Source organism: Nocardioides sp. JQ2195, from assembly GCF_012272695.1.
Classification (GTDB): Bacteria; Actinomycetota; Actinomycetes; order Propionibacteriales; family Nocardioidaceae; genus Nocardioides.
The window spans coordinates 3,210,515-3,231,867 of the sequence record NZ_CP050902.1 but is presented as its reverse complement, the minus strand read 5'-3'; the positions used below and the strand labels follow the sequence as shown (position 1 = coordinate 3,231,867).

General features: G+C 65.2%; 17 protein-coding genes. 16 read left to right on the top strand and 1 reads right to left on the bottom strand.

The window, feature by feature from the left end:
* The first annotated feature begins 2 nt into the window (after positions 1 to 2).
* The 16 genes from ncot_RS15390 to ncot_RS15315 all read left to right on the top strand — a co-directional run bounded on the left by ncot_RS15390 (position 3) and on the right by ncot_RS15315 (position 20,652).
* Entirely contained in the window at positions 3 to 4,070 is a 4,068-nt protein-coding gene (locus ncot_RS15390; protein ID WP_168618394.1) for an Ig-like domain-containing protein, read from the top strand.
* A gap of 316 nt (positions 4,071 to 4,386) precedes the next feature.
* Positions 4,387 to 5,268 carry a Bax inhibitor-1/YccA family protein gene (locus tag ncot_RS15385; protein ID WP_168618393.1) on the top strand — a complete coding sequence of 294 codons (882 nt, stop codon included), beginning with the start codon at positions 4,387 to 4,389 and terminating at the stop codon, positions 5,266 to 5,268.
* A 228-nt stretch (positions 5,269 to 5,496) separates the two neighbouring features.
* On the top strand, positions 5,497 to 5,925 hold the full coding sequence (locus tag ncot_RS15380; RefSeq protein WP_168618392.1) for a TadE/TadG family type IV pilus assembly protein: 429 nt from the start codon (positions 5,497 to 5,499) through the stop codon (positions 5,923 to 5,925).
* On the top strand, positions 5,922 to 7,637 hold the full coding sequence (locus ncot_RS15375) for a pilus assembly protein TadG-related protein (RefSeq protein WP_168618391.1): 1,716 nt from the start codon (positions 5,922 to 5,924) through the stop codon (positions 7,635 to 7,637). The genes ncot_RS15380 and ncot_RS15375 overlap by 4 nt, the downstream gene beginning before the upstream one ends.
* 45 nt (positions 7,638 to 7,682) lie before the next feature.
* Complete coding sequence (cpaB, locus tag ncot_RS15370; protein WP_168618390.1) at positions 7,683 to 8,459, top strand: Flp pilus assembly protein CpaB; 777 nt, start codon at positions 7,683 to 7,685, stop codon at positions 8,457 to 8,459.
* On the top strand, positions 8,456 to 9,640 hold the full coding sequence (locus ncot_RS15365) for a P-loop NTPase (protein WP_168618389.1): 1,185 nt from the start codon (positions 8,456 to 8,458) through the stop codon (positions 9,638 to 9,640). The genes cpaB and ncot_RS15365 overlap by 4 nt, the downstream gene beginning before the upstream one ends.
* Before the next feature lies 1 nt (position 9,641).
* On the top strand, positions 9,642 to 11,030 hold the full coding sequence (locus ncot_RS15360; RefSeq protein WP_168618388.1) for a CpaF family protein: 1,389 nt from the start codon (positions 9,642 to 9,644) through the stop codon (positions 11,028 to 11,030).
* Positions 11,031 to 11,104: 74 nt separating this feature from the next.
* Entirely contained in the window at positions 11,105 to 12,946 is a 1,842-nt protein-coding gene (locus tag ncot_RS15355) for a type II secretion system F family protein (protein ID WP_168618387.1), read from the top strand.
* 1 nt (position 12,947) lies between these two features.
* Positions 12,948 to 13,880 carry a type II secretion system F family protein gene (locus tag ncot_RS15350; protein WP_168618386.1) on the top strand — a complete coding sequence of 311 codons (933 nt, stop codon included), beginning with the start codon at positions 12,948 to 12,950 and terminating at the stop codon, positions 13,878 to 13,880.
* Positions 13,880 to 15,487: a sensor histidine kinase gene (locus ncot_RS15345; RefSeq protein WP_168618385.1), complete on the top strand. Its 1,608-nt coding sequence runs from the start codon at positions 13,880 to 13,882 to the stop codon at positions 15,485 to 15,487. Before ncot_RS15350 ends, ncot_RS15345 begins: the two co-directional genes overlap by 1 nt.
* Positions 15,459 to 16,097 (top strand): response regulator transcription factor, encoded by a 639-nt coding sequence (locus ncot_RS15340; protein ID WP_168618384.1) that lies wholly within the window; start codon positions 15,459 to 15,461, stop codon positions 16,095 to 16,097. Before ncot_RS15345 ends, ncot_RS15340 begins: the two co-directional genes overlap by 29 nt.
* Before the next feature lie 174 nt (positions 16,098 to 16,271).
* Positions 16,272 to 16,463, top strand: coding sequence for a Flp family type IVb pilin (locus ncot_RS15335; protein WP_206065010.1), 192 nt, complete (start codon positions 16,272 to 16,274; stop codon positions 16,461 to 16,463).
* A gap of 97 nt (positions 16,464 to 16,560) precedes the next feature.
* The gene (locus ncot_RS15330; RefSeq protein WP_168619395.1) at positions 16,561 to 16,746 is read left to right on the top strand and encodes a Flp family type IVb pilin; all 186 of its coding nucleotides are present in this window, start codon (positions 16,561 to 16,563) and stop codon (positions 16,744 to 16,746) included.
* Positions 16,747 to 16,858: 112 nt separating this feature from the next.
* Positions 16,859 to 18,313, top strand: coding sequence for a hypothetical protein (locus ncot_RS15325; protein ID WP_168618383.1), 1,455 nt, complete (start codon positions 16,859 to 16,861; stop codon positions 18,311 to 18,313).
* Positions 18,249 to 19,646, top strand: coding sequence for a mannosyltransferase family protein (locus ncot_RS15320; protein WP_168618382.1), 1,398 nt, complete (start codon positions 18,249 to 18,251; stop codon positions 19,644 to 19,646). Before ncot_RS15325 ends, ncot_RS15320 begins: the two co-directional genes overlap by 65 nt.
* Before the next feature lie 52 nt (positions 19,647 to 19,698).
* Positions 19,699 to 20,652, top strand: coding sequence for a glycosyltransferase family 2 protein (locus ncot_RS15315; protein WP_168618381.1), 954 nt, complete (start codon positions 19,699 to 19,701; stop codon positions 20,650 to 20,652).
* Here the strand turns inward: ncot_RS15315 and ncot_RS15310 are convergent.
* Positions 20,636 to 21,343, bottom strand: a complete 708-nt coding sequence (locus ncot_RS15310) for a GNAT family N-acetyltransferase (RefSeq protein WP_168618380.1) — start codon at positions 21,341 to 21,343, stop codon at positions 20,636 to 20,638. The genes ncot_RS15315 and ncot_RS15310 overlap by 17 nt on opposite strands.
* Positions 21,344 to 21,353: the final 10 nt, after the last annotated feature.

Sequence of the window (21,353 nt, the reverse complement as noted above, 5' to 3'; positions counted from 1 at the left end):
CCATGTGGGCACCGCGCTTCGTCTCACCATTCCTCGGGATCCTGATCGCAGTCGCCGGCCTCGCGGTCGGGGCGTCGCCGGCACAGGCCGCGACACCTGCCCTCGTCGATGACGTGGGCACGGTCGCGGCAGGCGACACGATCACTCTCGACCTGACCGCGAACGACGCGGGCCTCGACGACGAGCCGATCGACTTCCAGCTCATCGACGGCAGCTACGAGTTCGGTGACCCGTCCCTGGATCCGAGCACGGGGGAGCTCACCTACACGGCCTTCAACGTCGGCGGGGAGGACCAGTACACCTACCAGGCCACCGACGTCGACGGCGAGACCAGCGAGGCGACCGTGACGATCACGGTCACGCCGCCGCGGGCGATCGTCAGTGCCGGGCCGTTGACCAACGTCAGCGTCGACGAGGACCTCAACTGCGCGGTCAACCACGTGGCCGACTCCTCCGGGGAGTTCTTCGGCGACACCGCCTGCGGCACCTTCCTGGTGGTCGACGGGGAGATGTTCTCGCCGGCCGTGATCCCGGCCGGGACACCCGGCACGCCGTGGACCCCGGTCGAGCAGACGGCGTTGACCGGCAACGGCAGTGCGGGTGACCCGTTCCGCTACTCCACCACGGTCGCCGCCGGCACCACCGGGGTGACGATCACCCAGACCGACTCCTACGTGGTGGGGCAGGAGTCCTACCGCACCAGCATCCGGGTCGACAACGACGGCCCGGCTCGCGACGTACGCCTCTATCGGGCCGCGGACTGCTATCTCGCCGACTCCGACAACGGCCTGGGTGCCGTCGACACGACCACCGGGGCGGTCTCCTGCACCAGCCCGACCTCCGACCGGATCGAGCAGTTCCTGCCGCTCTCGCCCGGCTCGCGCTACTACGAGGCGGGGTACGGCGAGGTGTGGTCGGCGATCTCCGCCATGGAGCAGTTCCCCAACACCTGCCGCTGCGACGAGGAGATCGACAACGGCGCCGGCCTCTCCTGGGACATCTCCCTGACCGCGGGCGGCTCGGCCACCCGCAACAGCCTGATCACCTTCTCCCCGGTCGGCGCGGTCCCGCTGACGACGGAGAAGACCGTCGACGACTCCGAGGTCGGCCCCGGTGACGAGGTGACCTACACGATCACCGTGCGCAACCCCGGCGACGCGGCTGCCACCCTCGAGGACATCCGTGATGACCTGCCCGACGGCTTTGCGTACGTCGACGGCAGCACGGACGGTGCCACCACCGACGACCCGACGACGACCGGTGACGAGCTGGTCTGGTCGACCCCGACCACGGTCCCCGCCGGTGGCGACGTCTCCCTGACGTTCAGCGCGACCGCTGCCGACACGGAGGGCGACTACTTCAACAACGCCACCGCGACGGCCACCGACCTCTTCGTCAACCCGACCGGCGACACCGCGCAGGTCACGGTCGAGCAGGTGGTCGCGGCGGTGGAGCCGGTGACGAACCTGCAGGCGGCCGGTGCCGGCGCGGGCTCGGTGGTGCTGACCTGGCTGAACCCGGACCAGCTCGACGGGATCGTCGTGCGCTGGTCCACCGACGACTTCCCGCAGTCGCCCACCGACGGCACCGGGGTGCCGGTCACCGGAACCCCCGAGACCGTCACCATCGACGGGCTCGACGACGGCGCGACCGTCTTCTTCTCGGTCTTCGCCACCCTGGGGGAGGGCGTGTCCGAGCCCGCCTTCACCGAGCTCAGCCCCTTCGCGTGTCCTGACCTGACCCCGGCGCTCGACGCGACCGGTGGCCTGATCACCGGGCAGGAGTGGGTGGCCTGCAGCTCGCCGACCGCGCACGACCCGGCGAACTCCCTCGACACCGTGCTGCCACGCACCGGAGCGACGCAGGCGCTGATGACCAGCGGTGACCGCGAGGTGGCGACCCCACCGGACGACGGATCCGGTGAGGGCCCCGACAACGGCACCGGTTCCCGGGGTGCCTTCGACGTGTCGATCTATCGCATCGACCTGCAGGTGCCGGCCGGTGCCAACTGCCTGCAGTTCGACTACGTCTTCGCGTCCGAGGAATACCCCGAGTACGTCGGTCAGTCCTTCAACGACGGCTTCCTGGCCCAGCTGGACCAGAACGAGTGGGTGGTCGACGAGAACAGCTCGATCTCCGCGACGGGCAACTTCGCCAAGATGGCGGACGGTGACTTCATCAGCGTCAACAGCGCGGTCTTCGCCGATCCGGCGAAGGTGTTCCTGCCGGCGGTCAACGGCACCGGGTACGACGGCATGAGCGTGCCGTTGACCGCTTCCACCCCGATCACGCCGGGCGCGCACGCGATCTATCTGTCGATCTTCGACGCCGGTGACGGGGTCCTCGACTCCGCGGCGTTCGTCGACCACCTGCGCACCACCGACCTGAACTGCCAGGCGGGCAGCAACCAGCCGCCGGTCGCGATCGACGACACGGCCAACACGGTCGGCACCGCACCGGTGACGGTCAACGTGCTGGCCAACGACACCGACGGCGAGGGCCAGGCGCTGACGGTCTCCGACCACACCGCCCCGGCGCACGGCACGGTGACCTGCACGGCCACCGACTGCACCTACACCGCCGAGGCCGGCTTCACCGGGACCGACACGTTCACCTACACCGTCAACGACGGCCACGGCGGCGTCGACACGGCCACCGTGACGGTCACCGTCGCCTCAGGCAACGCACCTCCCGACGCCGTGGCCGACACCGCGACCACGCACACCACCGACCCGGTGACGATCAACGTGCTGGCCAACGACACCGACCCCGAGGGCGACGACCTGGTGGTCACCTCGGCGACGCCCACCGCGGCCCACGGCACGGTCTCCTGCACGGCCACGGCCTGCACCTACACCGCGACCGGCAAGTTCACCGGCACGGACTCCTTCACCTATGCGATCAGTGACGGCAACGGGGGCACCGACTCCGCCACGGTCACGGTGACCGTGGAGAACCGGCCCCCGGTGGCGGTGGACGACACCGCCGAGACGGTCGGTACGACGCCGGTCACGGTCGCCGTCCGCGCCAACGACTCCGACCCGGACGGGCACGCGCTGACGGTCACCGACCACACCGCGGCAGCCCACGGCACGGTCTCGTGCACGGCGAGCAGCTGCACCTACACGGCCGAGTCCGGCTTCACCGGCACGGACTCGTTCACCTACACGGTCGGCGACGGCCACGGCGGCAGCGACACCGCGACGGTCACGGTCACCGTCGAGGAGCCCCCGGCGGTCTCCGAGCTCGGCATCTCCATCTCCCGGACGTTGGTGACCTGGCCCGGGCAGGTCACCGTGACCGGCACCGCGAAGAACTCCGCCGGTGACGTGGTCGCCGGTGTGGAGCTCGAGCTGTGGCAGACGGTCGGTGGGGTGTCGACCAAGGTGGACACCGTGACCACGGGCGCGGACGGCACGGCCAGCAGCACGCAGCGGCCCGAGGCGCGCACGTCCTACATGTGGAAGACGGTCAGCCCGGCCCTGGCGTCGGCGGCGAAGACCGTCAAGGTGCGCCCGGCCCTGACCATGCGGGTCTCGGAGACCAAGCTCGCGGTCCACGCACCGCTGGTGGTGGAGGGCGACAGCAGCCCGAGCCGGGTCGGCACGCCGGTGCGGCTGCAGCGGCTCAAGGGCCACCGCTGGATCACCGTGAAGTCGACGACGATCGACGAGGCGACCAACACCCTCGAGCCGACCGGGCACTACCGGTTCCGGCTCAGCTCGACCAAGTCGGGCGCCTTCAAGTTCCGCGTGATGATCCCGGCCGACGCCGGCCGCGAGGCGTCCACCTCAGTGGTGAGGAAGGTGAAGTTCCACAAGGCCAAGGTCACGTCGGTCTCGCGGGGTCGCAACCAGGTGGTGAAGATCAAGAACACCGGCGAGGTGGCGATCAACCTGCGCGGCTGGGAGCTGGTCAACAAGCACGGCACGACGATCGAGCTGTCCAGCAAGAAGGTGACACCCGGGCACACGGCCAAGATCAAGACCCACCGCTCGATCTTCAGCCGGAACGACAAGGTGAAGCTGGTCGACCCGAACGGGTTCGTCGTGCACACCTTCCGGATGTAGGGCGGGGCATACGCTTCAGGAGACGAGTCGCACGAGACGGAGGGGGCTGAAGGTGATGGAGATCTTCGGCCTCCTCCTGACGTTTGCTCTCTTCCTCGGCGTGATGGGTCTGGTCTTCCAGCTCTACGAGGCGTGGTCGCGCCGCCGGAAGTGAGCGTTGCCGCGACCACCGGTTCATGGGGAACACCCCCCATTTCGGGAACAGGCCACCCCTCCCGTTCGTTCTGAATGGTGCAGGCACCACCTAGACTGGATGACATGCACAAGGGCGCCGTCAGAGCGATGGTCCCGACCGGCCTCCAAGGAGGAGACCACAATGAAGAGCAACAACCCGGTTTTCAACCGATCGCCTGAGTTCAACGGCCAGGCGAATGCCTACGGCAACCAGACCTATGCCGGCAACGGCCAGGCCCACAGCGGCTACGGCCAGCAGCCCACGATGACCGACCCGTCCCAGTGGAGCGTTGCCCAGGGCGGTCAGCCCGGCTATGCCCAGCCCGGCCAGGTCGACCAGGGTCGGATGACGATCGACTCGGTCGTCCAGAAGACCGGGATCTCGCTCGGCGTGGTGATCATCACCGCCCTGGCCACCTGGATCCTGACCCCCGACATCACCACCGGCGCCGACCTCGGCCCGCTGATGGCTGCGATGACGATCGGCTCCCTCGGTGCCTTCGCGCTCTCGATGGTCAACTCCTTCAAGCGCGTGATCAGCCCGGCGCTGGTGCTCGCGTTCTGTGCCCTCGAGGGTGTTGCGCTCGGTGCCATCAGCAAGTTCTTCGACGCCCAGTTCGGTGACGGCGTGGTCAGCGGCGCGGTGATCGGCACCTTCGGTGCCTTCGCCGGCACGCTCGCCGCCTACAAGTTCTTCAACATCCAGGTCGGCGCCAAGTTCAAGATGTTCGTGATGGCCGCCGTGTTCGGCATGATCGGCCTCTCGCTCATGGAGCTCGTGCTGGGCATGTTCGGCGCCCAGATCGGCCTCTTCGGCGTCAGCGGCCTCGGCATGGTCACCGCCTTCGCGGGCCTGATCCTCGGTGTGTTCATGCTGGTGATGGACTTCGACTTCGTCGAGAACGGCGTCCGCGCCGGCATCCCGGAGCGTGAGTCGTGGCGCGCGGCCTTCGCGATGACCGTGAGCCTGGTCTGGATCTACACCAACCTGCTCCGCATCCTGGCGTTCTTCAGCCAGGACTGACAACCAGCAGACTGCCACGAGGCGCTCCCCGCTGCGGGGAGCGCCTCGTGTCGCTTATCACGGTTTGGTTGCTTGGCCTAATTCGTGTCAGACCGGTCTAGTCATTTCGGGTGGTCCGGAGTGCCAATGGGGTACTTCTGTGCCATTTCCGCATGCGGCGGGACTAACCGCCCCTAATGTCCTGTTTGGCTCGGGGGATGAGCCAGGGGGAGAAATAGGGGTGGACAGATGAGTGGGTGGATCAAGCGAGCACGTTCGCGTGACGAACGCGGTGCCGCAGCGGTCGAGTTCGCATTGATCTCGATCATCCTGCTGACGCTGCTCATCGGCATCATCCAGGCATCGATCTTCTTCTGGTCCTACCAGACCGGGGCGAATGCGGCCCGCGAGGGAGCCAGGCAGTACGCCGTGGATCCCTGCGACAAGACGGGGTTGGCCAACGACCAGAAGGTCAAGGACTTCGTGGGTGGCGCCGCCTCTGGCACCGTCACCGTCGGACACACCTTCAGCGGCTCGAATCCTCCGGTCACCGGCGACGAGGTGACGGTCACCGTCTCCTATGATGCTCCGTCCATCGGCGGTCTGCTGCCGGACTTCCCGGCGGTCGTGAAGACCGCATCAGCGCGGGTCGAAGACGTTCAGGACTGCACGCCATGAGGCGCCTCCTCGGACTCGACCGACCACGCAACGATCGTGGCGCAACTGCTGTGCTGTTCGCGGTGTTGGCACTCGTTCTGCTGGGCATCGGGGCGGTGGCAGTCGACATGGGCCAGGTCTATGCCAAACGATCGTCTCTGCAGAGTGCGGTCGACCACGCTGTCCTTGCGGCTGCCGCCGAGCTCGACGGGACCAACACCTGCTCCTTGGACGCGATCGCGGCGGCCGAGAAGTACCTTCGCGACAACTGGATCGACGACTCCGGTGACCCGATCCAGGTCAATCTCGGCGGCTCCGCTGGAGACTCCGACGGCTTTATCAAGTGCACCGGCTGGAACGTGAAGTTGTGGGCACCGGATGCCACGGTCGACTTCGGGTTGGCCAAGGCCGTCTCCGACGTCAGCAGCGTCGAGGTGCCGGCCTACGCCGAAGCCGGTGTCTTCTCACCGGCCACCGGGGTGATGCCCGCCTTCGCCGTCACCGGCTGTGACTACGGTCCGCAGACGCTGCTCGACCCCCCGGGTGGCCACGAGACGGTCTATGTGCCGACTCTCCCGGAGCTCACCACGCCCTACACAGCGGTCAACCTCAACCCAGCGCCCGGTGGTGTCAACCCGATCTCGATCGCACTCAACCAGTTCAGCGCCCTGGACATCTACGCCTCCGCGAACCCGGCCGCGAAGAGCCTCACCGGCGTCAACGCGATCTCGTTCTCGACCGAGGACGGCACGATCGTGAAGATGCGGATCACCGACACGCCGTCGTTCACCGTCGCCGCCGGCCAGATCCACGTGGCCGAGATCCCGGCTGCTGTTCGAGATGTCGAGAAGGTCTGGTGGGTGCGGGTCTCCAAGGACAACGGTGCCCACTGGAGCTCACCGGAGACCGCGCTGCCTCTGCGTGTCGGCGACCCGCTGCTCGAGTGCGCCGGGGAGAGCAACGAAGGCAACTTCGGCACCGTCGACCTGCCGCACCTCAACCCCGGTGCCAACGCCGAGAAGGCAATCGAGTGGAACATCGCCACCCAGGTCGACTTCGACCTGACCACCCTGCTCGGCACGAACGGATACTGCAGCCCGGGCACTGGGGGCGCTGTCGCACCTACCGTCGACGGCACCAACTGCGTCCAGGCGCAGACCGGGTTCGCAGGCAACGGAGCGACCGGTGGCTTGATCACGGGACCTGCTGGCGGCACGCCGGGTCGCCTGGTCAAGACGCCGACTGCGACGGGCTGTGACCCGCACAACGGGTCGAGCAACTACGAGACCGAGAAGGTCAAGGGATCCAACTATTCGATCAACAACGACACCCTGACCTGCTTCTTCACCAACAGCTCCACGACGATCAACACGATCGCGGTGCCCAACGGTGGATACGACGGCGACGAGGTCATCGACGCCGACATCTTCAAGTCACCCCGGTTCTTCTGGGTGCCGGTCTTCTCGGTCCAGCCATCCAACGGAAATTCCAACCACTACGCGATCGTCGACTTCCGCCCGGGGTTCATCACCGGTGAGCTGGGCGCGTCGACCAAGGCGTCGAGCGTGATGGACGCCAACGGCGACAAGAACGGGGTCGTCTTCGCCAGCAGTGGCATCGAGACCCTCAAGATCGTCTTCTTCGATCCAGATGCACTTCCGGAAAGCATGTCGGGCGGTCCCGTGATGACCTATCTCGGCGTCGGAACCAAGGTAATCGTCCTCGTCGACTGACGACTCGGGGCGAACAACAAGCGACAAGCGACAAGGACATACATCATGGCAAGACGTTCAATCCTCCTGATTGCGGCACTCTTCATCGCCGCGTTGGGGACCGCAATGATCGTGGTCTACGTGCAAGGAATCGACGCCCGCGCTGCCGAAGGCCAGGAGCTGGTCGAGGTGCTCACCGTCACGGAAACCGTGGAAGCGGGTGAGTCCGTCCAGGACGCGCAGTCGGCGGGCAAGTTCGAGACGACCGAAGTCGTCCGTGACGACATGGTCGACGGGGCCCTCACCTCGACCTCGTCGATCCTCGACGACGTCGCGTTGGGCGCGATCTATCCGGGCGAGCAGATCATCAGCAAGAAGTTCGGCGCGGCCGGATCCGAGGCAGCGCTGAACATCCCCGACGACAAGCTGGCCATCTCGGTCGACCTGACCGACCCGGCCCGAGTGGCCGGCTTCGTGATCCCCGGCTCCGAAGTGGCGATCTTCGCTTCAGGCGACCCCGAGGCGATCAAGCCCGACGGCAGCACGCAGAAACTGTCGACCTACACCCGCCTGTTGTTGCCGAAGGTGCAGGTCATCGGGGTCGGCACCACGTCACTCACAGCAAAGACCACCAAGACCGATGACGGCGAGACCACCGAGCAGATCCCGCGCACGATCCTCACCGTCGCGGTCGACCAGGAGCAGGCCGAGAGGCTCATTTTCGCGGACCGCAACGGCGACCTCTCCTTCGCCCTGCTGAGCGAGAAGTCGAAGGTCAAGGACGGCCGCGGGGTCGTCGTGCAGGACATCATGCCCGAGGTCTTCGCAGGGATCGCACAATGACCACCCTGGTCGAGCAGGACCCGGAGCTGATCCGCCAGGTGCGCGAGGTCCTGGGCGCTGATGTCACCGTGGTCGAGTCGCTGGACCGCCTGGGAGAGCACCTCGCCACGCACCCCCACGAATACGCGGTGGTGGTGGGCCAGTCGGTCGACGCCGGAGCAGCGGGCGCCTTCGCAGAAGCCAGCCGGATCCAGCAGCCGGCGCTCGGCGTGATCATGCTCCGGAGCTTCGTCGACACCGAGGTCCTGGCCAATGCCCTGCGCTCGGGGATGCGCGACGTGATCGCGGTGGACGACCTCACGGGTCTCAGCAGCGCAGTCGCACGGTCACGCACTTTGTCCCACGCGATGAGCGGGACTGCTGATCGGGCCGTGGAGGCCGCCGATGGTCTTCTGTTCACGATCTTCTCGACCAAGGGAGGCGTGGGCAAGAGCCTGGTTGCCACCAACGTGGCCGCGGCTCTGGCCGACCAGGGCCGCCGGGTCTGCATCGTCGACCTAGACGTCCAGTGTGGCGACGTGGCCATCATGCTCCAGCTGAACCCGCTGCACACGCTGGCGGATCTGACCCAGCTGTCGGGACAGATCGACCCGGGCGGCGTGGAGTCGCTGCTCAGCCTGCACTCCGAGAACCTCAGCGTGCTGGCGGCCCCGGTGCAGCTCGAGACCCACGTCCAGCCCGAGCAGGTGTCGTCGGTCCTTGAGACGCTGAAGACCATGTTCGACGTCGTGGTCGTGGACACCTCAGGCGCGTTCGACGACCATGCTCTTGCGGCGCTGGACCACAGTGACCTGCTGGTCCTTGTCGGCACCCTGGACATCCCGGCCCTGAAGAGCCTCAAGCTCGCTGCGGGCACCCTCGACCTGCTCAACTATCCCCGGGAGCGGTGGCGGTTGGTGCTCAACCGCGCTGACTCCAAGGTCGGCCTGTCGGCGAAGGAGTTCGAGGAGACCCTCGGAGTCACCGCGGCGATCAGCATCCCGTCGAGCCGAGACGTCCTGGCCGCGGTCAACCGCGGTGAGACCATCGTCCGCTCGAGCGCGGGTCACCAGATCAGCAAGACGTTGACCGGTTTCGCCGGTGGACTGTATGCCGACGCTGCACCGGCGTCGGCCGAAGTGACCTCGGGCGGCTCGCGCCGCGGAAACCGGCGCAAGCTCCGCGCCAAGAAGGTGAGCTGACATGGCCCTCTCCGACCGCATCCAGGCTGCCCAGCGCAGTGGCATGACCTTGGTCAACAACGAGCCGAAGGCCCACAGCGGAGCGGGTGCCCGGGTGGCACGGCCGACCCTGCAGGATCCGTTCGCCAACCTGAAGAAGATCGTTCACGCGCAATTGGTCACTGTTCTCGGGCCCAAGCTCTATGACGTCGACATGACGGCCAGTGAGCTCGAGGAGCAGGTCCGCAGCGCCTTGCAGAATGCCATTGCGGCCAACGACCAGCCGATGTCTGGAGCCGATCGCACTCGGATCACCCAGGAGATCGCCGACGACATCCTCGGCTACGGGCCGTTGGAGCCGCTGTTGCGTGACCCGGATCTCTCCGAGGTGATGGTCAACAGCGCGAGCGACATCTTTGTTGAGCGCAACGGCAAGCTGACCCGCGTCGACGCGATGTTCAGTGACGAGGCGCACCTGCGGCGCACCATCGACAAGATCGTCGGCAAGATCGGACGACGTGTCGACGAGGTCAGCCCGATGGTCGACGCCCGGCTCCCCGACGGGTCTCGTGTCAACGCGATCATCCCGCCGTTGGCCCTGGACGGCTCCAAGCTCACCATCCGCAAGTTCTCCGAGGATCCCTACACGGTCGAGGACCTGATCGCCTTCGACACCTTGAGTCGGGAGTCTGCGGACCTCCTGAACGCGTGCGTGCGAGGCCGGCTCAACATCCTGGTCTCCGGTGGAACCGGCGCTGGCAAGACCACCACGCTCAACGTGCTCTCCTCGTTCATTCCGGAGGACGAGCGCATCGTCACCATCGAGGATGCCGCGGAGCTGCGGCTCCACCAGGAGCACGTGCTGCGCCTCGAGTCCCGTCCCGCCAACATCGAGGGCAAGGGCGCGGTCCACATTCGCGACCTCGTTCGCAACTCGCTCCGTATGCGACCGGACCGCATTGTCGTCGGCGAGATCCGTGATGCATCCGCGCTCGACATGCTCCAGGCGATGAACACTGGTCACGACGGCTCCATCTCGACGGTGCACGCCAATACCCCGCGCGACGCTCTCTCGCGTGTGGAGACCATGGTGATGATGGCCGGGATGGATCTCCCGGTGCGGGCCATCCGTGAGCAGGCTTCGAGCGCCATCGACCTGATCATCCAGCAGACCCGGCTCAAGGACGGCACGCGTCGGATCACGGCGATCACCGAGGTCGTGGGCATGGAGGGCGACATCATCACGCTCCAGGACGTGTTCCTCTTCGACTACGCCGCAGGCTTCGACGAGCACGGCCGCGCCCGTGGTCACCTGAAGTCCACCGGTCTCCGCCCGCGCTTCATCGACCGTCTCGCCGACCACAACGTGCACGTCGATCCTGCGGTCTTCGCCATGGGGGTCTACCGCTAATGCTCTCTTCTCGGAAGACGCACGCCGCCCGTGGGTGGTCGAGAGTCGCAAGTCTCTTCGCGGCGGTAGCCATCGTGCTCGTTGCGAACCCTGCCCACGCTGCCGACGAGATCAACATCGACCACGTCGAGTCCGCCGACGGCAAGGTCTCGGTGCTGCTGGCGGTCGACGAGCTTCCCGGCGGAGCAACGCCCGACCTCGACGGCCTGTCCGTCACTGTCGACGGCAACGCCGTGGATGCCAAGGCCAAGACCGTCGAGGCTGGCGAGATCGAGCGCACCACCGTGCTTGCACTCGACACCAGCAAGAGCATGCGCGGGGCGCCCATCGAGGATGCGAAGGCCGCAGCCAAGGCGTTCCTCGATGCCGCACCTGCGGACGTCAAGATCGGCCTGCTGACCTTCTCCGGGTCTGTGCAGAGCACCATCGAGCCGACCACCGACCACGCGGCGCTGGCTGCGGCGATCGATGGCATAGAGCTCACCTTGGGCACACGTGTCTACGACGCAGTCGTCGAAGCCGTGGGCCTCGCCGGCTCGGACGGTGCGCGGAGTGTGCTCCTGCTCTCCGACGGCAAGGACCAGGGCGGAGGCGCCCCGATCGCAGACGCTGTCTCCGCAGCGACCGACAACGACGTCGTCGTCGACGTCGTCTCCCTGGATCAGAGGCCGGCGAACCAAGCGCTGCTCGCAAAGATCTCGGACGCCAGCGGGGGAGCAGTCATCGACGCCAAACCCGCTGCGCTCGAGGGCGTCTTCACCGCCCAGGCCGACGCACTCTCCAACCAGGTGCTGGTCACGTTCGATGCCCCAAAGCAGTCGTCGGAGGAGGTCAACCTCGCAGTCGAGCTGACCTCGGGCGGGGTGTCCTATGACGACTCTGCCCTTGTCGCCATCGCGGTTGCCGACGAGGGGCCCCGCACCGTCACCTACGACGCGCCCAAGTTCGGAAAGGGTGTGATGCTCTTGGGCGCCCTTGGGTTTGGGATCGGGCTGGCCATCCTGCTCGCGGTTGTGATGATGGGCTCCAAGGGGCAGTCCGAGGCTCAGCGACGGGTCGCTGCCTACCTCGGCGAGGCGAAGCCGACGTCGAAGGGCAAGCGGTCTGGCGAGCCCTCGCCGGGAAGCCTGAAGGACTCCGCGGTGGCACTGACGGAGAACTTGGTCAAGGGAGACTTCGAGGATCGGCTCAACATGAAACTCGCCGGCGCTGCGGTGAAGATGACTGCCGCCGAGTGGTTGCTGACACACGCTGGCATCGCCGTCGTCACAGCATTTGCAGGGTTGATAATGAGCGGCGGAGCCGCAATGGTCGTCTTCGGATTGTTCGGCGCTGTACTTCCGTGGCTTTACCTGAAGCGCCGACACAAGAAGCGGCTTGCAGCGTTCGACGGACAACTCGCAGAGACTCTGACACTCATGGCAGGCGGGCTGTCAGCGGGGTTGTCCATGCCACAGGCCATCGATTCTGTGGTGCGTGAGGGAAATGAGCCTGTCTCTGGTGAATTGCGCAGGGCGCTGGTCGAGCAGCGTCTGGGCATCCAGATAGAAGAGGCTTTGGACAGCGTGGCGGAGAGGATGGAAAGCGAGGACTTCGCCTGGGTGGTGATGGCAATCAGGATCCAGCGTGAAGTCGGTGGCAACCTAGCCGAACTCTTGAGCACGGTGGCGAACACGCTCCGCGAACGTGAATACCTGCGACGCCAGGTGCAAGTCTTGAGTGCGGAAGGGCGGATGTCGGGATACGTGCTGGGTGGCCTACCCATCGGCCTATTCCTGTACATGCTGTTGGTGCGGCCTGACACCGCGCGAGTGCTCTACACAGAACCAGCCGGGATGGGTCTGAGCGCTGCCGCGTTGGTAATGCTGGGACTTGGGTACTGGATGATTGCCAAGATTGTGAAGATTGAGGTCTGACATGTCTTCAACTCTGATTCTGCTCCTCGGCGGGCTGTTGTTGTTCTCAGCCTTCGCACTCACACTCTCAGTGATCGGTGTTGCCACCGCCGAGCGCCGCGCGGTAGGTAGGTCATTGGCCGCTGTCCAAGCAATCGACCAGGCCCCGGACATCTTGCGAGAAGAACTTGAGCGGCCGTTCTCCGAGCGCGTGATCGCGCCGTTGGGCGAGAAACTTGTGGGCATTGGCCGCAAACTCACCCGTGCGGACACCGCGGATCGAATTCGGCACAAGTTGGACATCGCTGGTAATCCCCAAGGCTGGGACGTGAACCGCATCATCGGGCTGAAGGTTCTCGGCATGGGGGTATTTGGATTACTCACTTTCTTGTACATGCTCGGCAACGGGTCAGCCTTCTCCAAGACTGTGCTCATCACCGTGGGCGTTGGTGCCTTGGGCTATCTCTTGCCGAACATTTTGGTCCACAACGCTGGTCAGAAGCGCGAGTCATTGATGCTCAATGCGCTCCCGGATGCCCTCGACCTGCTGACCATCTCGGTCGAGGCGGGCTTGGGCTTTGATGCTGCTGTGGCGAGGGTGGCCAAGAACACCACAGGGCCGCTGGCCCAAGAGTTCGCCAGGCTTCTTCAGGAGATGCAGATCGGTGTCGGGCGTATGGAAGCCATGCGGTCGATGGGGGAGCGGACCTCCATCAAGGACTTGAAGTCGTTCTGTCTGTCCATGGTGCAAGCCGATCAACTCGGGATTCCGATTGCCCGAGTACTCCGCGTGCAGAGCTCGGAGATGCGGACCAAGCGTCGTCAACGGGCTGAAGAGGCAGCACAGAAGGTGCCCGTGAAAATTCTCTTCCCGTTGATCTTCTTCATCCTGCCGTGCTTGTTCATCGTGGTCATTGGACCGGTCATTCTCCAAGCCCGAGGCGCATTCGGCTGATGATCACACTGCGAGCGAAACCCACGCGAGCGCCGGTCACGGCAGGCAAGTCCTGGCGCGTGACGACTGCCGCGAGAGTTTTCGTGCTGGCGCTCGTCTTTGGGTTGACTCTCAGCTCCGGGACGATCAATTCGGCTGGAGTCATTCTGTTGGCGCTGGTGCTGCTCGCTTCGGTTTGCTGCGTGCTTGAAGCGAATCCATTGACTGGTCCCACGCCATGGACGCCGTTGGTCGAGGGGGTTCTGACCGCTGCGTTGATCGGTATGACCCCGGGCCCGATCGGTGCATTGTCCATCTATCTCGTGATCCCGCCGGTGGTCGCAGGCATTCGACACGGCTGGGTCACCACTGCCAACACCTTCCTGGCCGAGGGCTTCGTGATGTTCGGTGCGGGGGCAGCCGCCGAAGAACTCGGACTCGTCGATGCACAGATGCTCAGCTCGGCCCCCTGGCTCCTCACCGGCTTGGGTGGGGGTTTGTTGGCCGCTTGGCAGAGTCGGTCGGTGCGAAATCTTGCCTCTATCCAAGCGCCCTACGAGGCTGCCCACCACCTAGTTTCTCAATTGCATACGCTGGCCCAGCGACTCCCGGTGGGCCTCGACAGTCTCACAGCGGCGAGGGCACTCAACGATGCAACTCGCGAAGGCGTGAGTGCAGATCGGTCAGCCGTCATCATCAGGACCGCAGAGGATGCCTTCGAACCGCTGATCAGGGAGGGTGCGATCAGCGCGGTCGACGAGCGGATGGCTTCGATCTGCTTCGGCACCGGGCGCCCCCTGACAGGAAAAGGTTTGCTCGCATTGCCGATACGCGTGGGTGAGCACTGCTTCGGAGTGCTCCTGCTCGGGCGAGCCACGTCGTGGACGAAGAGACAAGTGCAGGAACTACAGGCCGTTGTCGACACCCAAGCCGTCCGACTCGACACTGCATTGCTCTTCGACGACGTGAGATCCTTCGCCACCTCGGAGGAGCGCAACCGTCTCGCTCGTGACATCCACGACGGGGTTGCGCAAGAGATCGCGTCGCTCGGCTACATGGCTGATGAGATCGCCGACACCAGCCCTGACGACGCCACGCGGAAGGTCGCCAACGATCTCCGTGCCGAAATCACACGAGTGGTCAGTGAGTTGCGATTCTCGATCTTCGATCTGCGCCACGACCTCGATGAAGCCAGCAGTGTTTCGGGAGCGCTGGCTGAATACGTCCGCGAGGTCAGTCATCAAAGTGGGATGCGGGTGCACCTGCTCTTCGATGAGCGGGGCCCCCGGCTTCCACAACGCGTTGAGCAAGAGTTGCTACGCATCGGGCAAGAGGCGATTGGAAACGCGCGCAAGCATGCGCATGCGATCAACCTGTGGGTGACGCTCACCAGCGACGGTAAATGTGTGCGCCTCGTGATCGAGGACGATGGCATCGGTGCGGCGACCGCGCGGCCAGGACACTATGGGATGCACACGATGCGTGAGCGAGCTGACCGGATTGGTGCGAACTTCTCTGTCACTTCACGTGCGGATGGTGGCACTGTGGTCACTGTGCAGTCGAGACAGTCTGCTGGCGAGATCACGGAAGGTTCGAACGATGGTTACAAGAGTCCTGCTCGTCGATGACCACGAGCTGATCAGGCAGGGCCTTGCTCGCGCCTTCGAGCGCCACGGGCAGATGACCGTGATCGGCCAAGCCGCCAGCGTGGCGGAAGCCAAGGTGGCCTGGGCCTCCCTGAAGCCCGATGTCGTCGTCACAGACCTTCAACTGCCCGATGGCACAGGCTTGGAGATGATTCGAGCCATTCGAGCCGAAGATGCTGACGTTGGCATCGTCATGCTCACGATGCATGCCGGCGATGACCAGATCTTCGCAGCCATGGAGGCTGGTGCCTCCGCGTTCGTCGGCAAGGACAGCAAGGCCAGCGAGGTCGTCCAAGCCGCCGCTCACGCGGCGGTGTCACCACGGAGTTTTCTCTGCTCAGGTCTGACTGCCGCGATGATGCGTCGTGCGAGTGGGCCAGCTCCCACGAAGCTCACTGATCGTGAGCAGGAGGTGCTCGAGTTGTTGGCAGACGGTCTTGGCACCGCGGCGATCGCTCGCCAGCTATTCATGAGCGAGTCGACCGCGAAGACCCACATCACCCGAATTTACGAGAAGCTCGGGGCTTCAAATCGCGCTCAGGCATTGGTGACGGCCATGAGGAGCGGCTTGCTCTCTTCTGTCACCCCCTGACGGGCCAATGGATCGACTGCCTGGAGGGTCTCTCGAGTAGCCCGAAAGGACCATCCGATGTGGGCGGATCATCCGATACGCCAAGACAAGATTCCCGGCAAGATTGATTCCAGAACGAGTCCGGTGGGGGCTCGGACTCACATCCGTGGGGACTCAATCAAAGGGAGAAATCCAATGCTCGAGAAGTTCATGATGCTCATGCTCGTCGGTCCGGCCAAGAAGGACGACGAGAAGGGCGCGACCGCCACCGAGTACGGCCTGCTCGTGGCCTTCATCGCCGTCGTCATCATCGTCGCTGTCACGTTGTTCGGTGAGGCACTGAACAGCTTCTTCCAGGACATGGTCACCGAGGTCAACAGCTGGTGATCTGACGCATCCAGCATCGCCGGGCGCCGCGACGGCATTCCGTCGCGGCGCCCGGTTTCGGGCTTTGGTAGGCGGCCATATGAGCCGGGGAGTGGATATGAAGGTTTTTAGACAATCGATTGTCGGGCGGACGTCGCGCCGCAATGAACGTGGTGCCACCGCGACCGAGTACGGAATTCTCGTCGGCTTCATCGCGATCGTAATCATCGTGGCGGTGACGCTCTTCGGTACTGCCCTCAACGACGTCTTTGGTCGCCTCGCAATTTGGGTCGGCACGTTCTAGGGCATGGACGTGACTCGGGCTGTGGCGCAGGACGCGTGCAAGGACCTCTCGAGGTCGTGCGCGGCGTCCCGGGCTACCCGGAGTACTGACTCGAAAATTTCAAGGACGACGAATGACAACCGTGCGTGACTCGGGCCCCTCGGCTGACCAGGTCGAGGTGGTCTCGAACCGGCGTGGGCTACCGACCTGGATGCCCATGGCCGTCTTCGGACTTCTGATGGTGATGGTCGTCCGGCAGTCGGCCCGACCGCTCTCCGACCCGGACAGCTTCTGGCACCTGCGGCTGGGCGAGCAGATCTGGAGCGCACGCTCCGTCGGTACGCCGGACTGGTCCACCGCCGACGACCGGTCGTGGGTGCTGACCCAATGGCTCCCCGAGGTGGTCGCGGCTCGCTTCGAGGCATGGCTCGGCCTGCCCGGCGTGGCGTGGCTGTTCGGAGCCAGCCTGCTGGTGCTCGTCGTCGCCGTCTACTTTATGTGTCGCCAGCGGGCCGGACTCCTGGCCAGCGCCTTCGCCACAGGTCTGGCTGTCGTCGCGATGGGTGCCGGCCTGTCGCCCAGGCCCCACATGGTCACCTATGTCCTGCTGGCGACCACCTTGGCCGCCTGGCTCAGGACCGTGGACGACCTCAGGCCACGCTGGTGGCTGCTGCCCCTGTCCTGGCTCTGGGCATGTTGCCACGGCATGTGGTTCACCGGACCACTCGTTGGTCTCCTGGTGATTCTCGGACTCCGGCTTGACCAGCGCGTCTCAGACCGTGATCTCGTCAGACTCGCAGTGATCCCTCTCGGCTCAGTTTTCCTGGCCGCTCTCACACCGGTCGGACCCAAGCTGCTCGGGGCACCGTTCGCAGTCGGGGGCATCAGCGCCTACATCACCGAGTGGCAGCCGCCGTCCTTCCGTACCATCGGGCCCGCCGCTGCGATGCTGATCCTTGCGCTCGTCGTGCTCACCTGGTCGCGCACGCAACGACGGGTTCCTTGGACCAATCTGCTCCTGCTGCTCATGGCGACCGGGTGGACACTGCTCGCGGTACGCACCGTGACCCTGGGCGCCATCATCGCGGCGCCCCTGCTGGCTGGGGCGATCCAGACCTGGCTCCATCGGAGAGCCGAGCCGCGGGCGAGTTGGGAGAAGCCCTTCGTCCTCGGTGCAGCGGCAGTGTGCCTGGTCGGTCTCGCGCTGGTGGTCTCGCAGGTCTCCGAAGAGCCGGCACGGGTTCCCTCCGGCCTCGACCCCCAGTTGAGTGCCATGGCTGCCGGCACTCCGGTGCTCAACGACTACGCGACGGGCGGATGGTTGCGATGGGCCCACCCTGGGCTCGATCCGCTCATCGACGGACTGACCGAGGCCTACTCGCTGGATGAGTTGCGCGACTACGGCACGGCGATGGCCGTCGGAGCAGGCTGGGAGGACATCGTTGGGTCCTCCCGGGCAGAGTATGCACTCCTGAAGGAGTCATCGCCCCTCGCCAGCGCCCTCGAGGATCGTCTCTCATGGGTTGTCCTCGGAGCTGACGAGGGCTTTGTGCTCCTGTCTGCGCCTGACGCATCCTCCGGGGCGTGAACTCCTGATGAGCACGACGCGCTTGGCAGCCACCAAGGACTCAACCGGCGCGAGCGACGGGGCCCTGTCAGCACCGTCGACGAGCAGCGATCACCGCGTCCCACCTTCCCTGCGAATCTTGTGGAGCCGTTGGCGGTGGATGTTGGTCCCGCTGACGATCTTCGGGCTTACCCGGATGATCTCCGGCTACCTGCTCAGCGTGGGCGCGCAGCGACAGGTCGCACTCACCGAGGATTCGCCGGCCTACCACCTGACCACCCCGACGGACGCTTCTCCGGGCTATCTGGGCGTGATCTCCAACTGGGACGGGCAGTGGTTCCGCTCCATTGCCGAGTCCGGTTACCCGGTTCCGTTGCCGATGGAAGACGGTCAGGTCGTCCAGAACGAGTGGGCCTTCTCGCCGGGGTATCCCACCCTTGTGCGTTTGGTCATGATGCTCACCCGAACCGACTTTCCCCTCGCCGCCACAGTGGTTAGCCTGGTGTGTTCCGGACTCGCTGTGCTCTTGGTCTACCGATTGTTGATGACGCGGGCAGACTCCTTCGTCGCGACGACCGCGGTCCTGGGCCTGTGCTCCTTCCCCGCATCTCCCATCCTCCAGGTTGCCTACTCGGAGAGCCTGGCCCTGCTTCTCGTGGTCACGGCCCTGGTGCTGCTGACACAACGAAGGTATGGGTGGCTCGTCGTCGTTGCCTTCGCACTGTGCCTGACGAGGCCGCTCACGCTCCCGCTGGCCGCGGTGATCGGGGTTCACTGGTTGGTGCGATGGCGCCGTTCGGACGATCTGTTCCCGGTCCGGGATCGACTGTGGGCGGGAGGTGCAGCGCTGGCCTCAGCCATGTTCATGGGGGTCTGGCCGCTGATCGCCGCAGTCGTCACCGGCACCACCGACGCGTTCACGGCGACGATTGCGGCCTGGCCCGGGAACTCCGGAGACCAGGGACTGCTGACCAACTGGCTGGTGCTCGCAGCGACGGGCGTGGGTCCGGTCACCGTGTTCGTCCTGATGGTGCTGATGTTCCTCCTGTACGCGGTGTTCCGTCGAGGGAGCAGAAATCTTGGCGCCGACGTGCGTGCGTGGTCCCTGATCTACCCCGTCTACATGCTTGCGGTGACGCGACCCAACGCTGGGGTCCTGCGCTATCTCGTCCTGGCGGTCGGTGTGCTGTGGCCCTTGCCTGACCTGGTCCCGGAACGCGAGTCGCGGGTGCAGTTCGTCGTGCGCTGGGCCATGCCGATCCTCTTCGCGATCGCGAGCATGGTTGGTCAGTACTACTGGGTGACCCGGATCTTCATCATCAACGGCGACCCGGGAATGCAGCCCTTCCCGTGACCACCATTAGCACTGCACCCCAGCACTCAACCCCAAGGACGGAGGTACCGCGATGGACGTGTCCGTGGTGATTCCCTGCTATCGATCCGAGAGGACCCTCGGGCACCTGCTCACCCGGCTGATCGCAGTGTTGGAGGAGTGCGCGGGAGCCTACGAAGTGCTGCTTGTGGTCGACGGTAGCCCCGACGGCACCTGGAAGGTGGCCGCTGGACTCGCCGAGGAGCATCGTTGGGTGAACGCGATTCACCTGTCCCGTAACTACGGGCAACACAATGCGTTGCTGGCCGGCCTTCGTTGCGCCCGCCTTCCCGTTGTGGTGACGATGGACGACGACCTGCAGCATCCACCCGAGGAGATTCCGAAGCTCTTGTCGGCGTTGACGGACGACGTCGACCTCGTCTACGGCGTCCCCATCGATGATGAGCACGATGCGATTCGCAACTTCGCCTCACGGACGGTGAAGCGGGCGATGGCTCGGGGGCTGGAGATTCCGAATGCGGAGAGCATCAGCGCCTTCCGTGCCTTCCGCACTTATCTGCGTGATGCGTCGGCGGGCCTGACCGGCCCGCATGCGTCGGTCGACGTGGCCCTGTCCTGGTCCACGACCCGCGTCGCAACGCAGCGGGTCCGCATGGACCAGCGAGCCGAAGGACGCTCGAACTACTCGTTCCGGCTGCTGGTCAAGCACGCCATGAACATGTTGCTCGGCTACTCGGTCGCACCGCTGCGACTCGTCGGGTACTTGGGGTTCTTCTGCGGGTTTGTCGGAGCGCTAATGCTCGCGTATGTGTTGTGGGGCTATGTCACTGGCAACACGACGGTTGCCGGGTGGACCTCGGTGGCGTCAATGATCGCGGTCTTCTCCGGAGCGCAGATGGTCTCCATCGCAGTGGTGGGTGAGTACGTCGGCCGGGTGCACGCGAACAACATGGGGCGGCCGACCTACCTGATCCGTCAACGGACCGATCAGCACTCCGGCCGATCGGATGTCAGGTCGATCTCCTGAGGTGAACGGTGATGTGCGAGGCAATCGGTTCGAAACCATATCGAGCCCAAGCACGCTGACCGTTCGTGTTGTGGGACTGCGTTGAGCTGACGACCCGGTGAGCACCCTTCCGGAGAGCTGCAGTCTCGACCGCCGACAAGATGTGTGCATACCAGCCGCGGCCCTGTTGCGAGGCCACGACGCCGCCCAACAACATTTCGCTCGTGTCCGTGCCGGTCGTCGAGATCATCAGCCCGACAGGCTCGCCCAGCACGTTCAGCAGCAGGGAATCACCGGACTTGATCGCCCGTCGCGCCCAGTCCTGGTAGCCGGCCAAGGCCAAGGCTGGATCGAACAGTGGGTCGGCGGTGTAGTGATTGCCGTAGCCATGAAAGGCATCCGCCACCAACTCGTCGACGAGCCCGGAGGGGGCCTCGCCCGCAGGGCTGACGCTGGCGTTCGTGACTGGTTGTGGGGTGCGGCCGGATCCAGCTTCAAGGGCCCAGTACGTGAGGCTGTCTGCGAAGAGGACGTCGAAGCCGCGTCGCATCAGTTCTGCGAACCAGGCGTTCTGGCGGGCTGGATACCTGAGAATCCAGACATCCGATGGGTCGTCATGCACGGCGTCCAACACGTCATCCAGGTTGACGTCGGTCGCGGCACTCGGGACCGTGATCCTCGAGACGCGGAAGCCGAATCGATCCGTGTCCACCTGACTGGGC